Raw genomic sequence first — 556 nt, forward strand, 5'->3', positions numbered from 1 at the left:
TGGACTCATCAGTCCGATTTGACGTAGAGCCTTAAAATAAAACCAGGCCATAGAAGGCCTGGTTTTAAATTTCATTGTGTAAATATGAAGTCTACCTATTATTTTTCTTCATTATTTTTATTTTTACGACGTCTGCCCACTAAGAATAATCCACCAAGTGTAGCGAATAATGAACCAAATAACGTGCCATTAGTTTGATTTTCATTACCAGTATCAGGCAATTCTTTACTATTTGATTTATCTGCTTTGTCATGATGATCTTTATCGGCATCTGCGTCACTGTCTGCGTCAGCATCTGCATCCGCGTCAGCATCTGCATCAGAATCGGCATCAGCATCCGCATCGGCATCTGCGTCGGCATCGCTATCTGCGTCAGCGTCTGCGTCTGCATCGGCATCCGCGTCAGCATCAGAATCAGAATCGGCATCCGCATCTGCGTCAGCGTCAGCGTCGGCATCAGAATCGGCATCTGCGTCAGCATCCGCATCAGCATCGCTATCTGCGTCGGCGTCGGCATCGCTATCTGCGTCAGAATCGGCATCCGCATCACTATCTG

The 556-nt window shown here is 46.8% G+C and carries 1 protein-coding gene; it reads right to left on the reverse strand.

What is annotated here, in order from left to right:
• Positions 1–98: 98 nt before the first annotated feature.
• A partial coding sequence (locus HMPREF3239_RS06070) for an LPXTG cell wall anchor domain-containing protein (protein ID WP_141763597.1) occupies positions 99–556 on the reverse strand: 458 nt, incomplete at its 5' end.

This window comes from Staphylococcus sp. HMSC34C02 (assembly GCF_001838705.1).
Classification (GTDB): domain Bacteria; phylum Bacillota; class Bacilli; order Staphylococcales; family Staphylococcaceae; genus Staphylococcus; species Staphylococcus borealis.